Here is a 1444-nt window from a genome sequence, read left to right as displayed (position 1 = left end):
TGGTTAGAGACTGTGCCAATCAGTTTGACAGTGAGTTGGTCAGGAAATATTTGATAGGCTGACAGCATGACGGATGATCGGTGGAAGTAGTACAGATGGAGTGAAGCCGCAGTTTGTATGCAGAGGCCAAGCCAATGTGTTCCCAATTGCAGATGCCGGAGGTGATTCAGTCCTCTCCTTGCCGATAGAGGAGATCTTATTAGATGGCAGTAGTTCAGCAGATAGTGATGGAGAGATCGTGAGTTATAACTGGGTTGTTTTATCGGGGCCAACAGGATATGGGTTGATTCAGAGAGTGCCCAATCGAGTTTGACAGTGAGTTCATCAGGAGAATACGTGATAGAGTTAACAGTGACAGATGATCAGGGGGGGGAAGGAATTGATACAGTGAGGATTATAGTAGATGATTTGGAGCCAGTCAATGTATTACCAATTGCAGATGCCGGAAGTAATGCATCCTTTGCCGATAGAAGAGATCTTATTAGATGGCAGTAGTTCAACAGATAGTGATGGAGAGATCGTGAGTTATAGCTGGGTTGTTTTATCGGGGCCAACAGGATATGGGTTGAGTAATTCAGAGAGTGCCCAATCGAGTTTGACAGTAGGTTATCTGGAGAATACTTGATAGAGCTAACAGTGACGGATGATCAGGGTGGAAGTAGTACAGATGAAGTAAAGATTACGGTATTACCAGAGCCAGCCAATGTATTACCAATTGCAGATGCCGGAAGTAATGCATCCTATACCTTGCCGATAGAAGAGATCTTATTAGATGGCAGTGGTTCAACAGATAGTGATGGAGAGATCGTGAGTTATAGCTGGGTTGTTTTATCGGGGCCAACAGGATATGGGTTGAGTAATATTCAGAGAGTGCCCAGATCGAGTTTGACAGTGAGTTCATCAGGAGAATACTTGATAGAGCTAACAGTGACGGATGATCAGGGAGGAAGTAGTACAGATGGAGTAAAGATTACGGTATTGCCAGAGCCAGCCAATGTATTACCAATTGCAGATGCCAGGAAGTAATGCATCCTATACCTTTGCCGATCGAGGAGATCTTATTAGATGGCAGTAGTTCAACAGATAGTGATGGAGAGATCGTGAGTTATAGCTGGGTTGTTTTATCGGGGCCAACAGGATATGGGTTGGGTTGATACAGGAGAGTGCCCAATCGGGTTTTTGACAGTGAGTTCATCAGGAGAATACTTGATAGAGCTAACAGTGACGGATGATCAGGGTGGAAGTAGTACAGATGAAGTGAAGGACCACGGTATTACCAGAGCCAGCCAATGTCTTACCAATTGCAGATGCCGGAAGTAATGCATCCTATACCTTGCCGATAGAAGAGATCTTATTAGATGGCAGTAGTTCAACAGATAGTGATGGAGAGATCGTGAGTTATAGCTGGGTTGTTTTATCGGGGCCAACAGGATATGGGTTGAGT

5 protein-coding genes are annotated in these 1444 nt (G+C 44.6%); all 5 read left to right on the top strand.

Going from position 1 to position 1444, the window contains the following annotated elements; genetic code table 11:
• Positions 1–73 precede the first annotated feature (73 nt).
• The 5 genes from N7U62_RS22705 to N7U62_RS22690 are packed head-to-tail and all read left to right on the top strand — an operon-like array spanning position 74 to position 1154.
• On the top strand, positions 74–313 hold the full coding sequence (locus N7U62_RS22705; protein ID WP_264140468.1) for a PKD domain-containing protein: 240 nt from the start codon (positions 74–76) through the stop codon (positions 311–313).
• Positions 314–315: 2 nt separating this feature from the next.
• Entirely contained in the window at positions 316–495 is a 180-nt protein-coding gene (locus N7U62_RS23350; RefSeq protein WP_507173595.1) for a hypothetical protein, read from the top strand.
• Complete coding sequence (locus tag N7U62_RS22700; protein WP_264140467.1) at positions 422–625, top strand: PKD domain-containing protein; 204 nt, start codon at positions 422–424, stop codon at positions 623–625. The genes N7U62_RS23350 and N7U62_RS22700 overlap by 74 nt, the downstream gene beginning before the upstream one ends.
• Entirely contained in the window at positions 622–1026 is a 405-nt protein-coding gene (locus N7U62_RS22695) for a PKD domain-containing protein (protein WP_264140470.1), read from the top strand. The genes N7U62_RS22700 and N7U62_RS22695 overlap by 4 nt, the downstream gene beginning before the upstream one ends.
• Entirely contained in the window at positions 1026–1154 is a 129-nt protein-coding gene (locus N7U62_RS22690; protein WP_264140469.1) for a PKD domain-containing protein, read from the top strand. Before N7U62_RS22695 ends, N7U62_RS22690 begins: the two co-directional genes overlap by 1 nt.
• Positions 1155–1444: the final 290 nt, after the last annotated feature.

The organism is Reichenbachiella ulvae (genome assembly GCF_025833875.1).
In the GTDB taxonomy this organism is placed as follows: domain Bacteria; phylum Bacteroidota; class Bacteroidia; order Cytophagales; family Cyclobacteriaceae; genus Reichenbachiella; species Reichenbachiella ulvae.
Note: the sequence above shows the minus strand (reverse complement) of the source record. Positions and strands in the feature narration are given on the sequence as shown.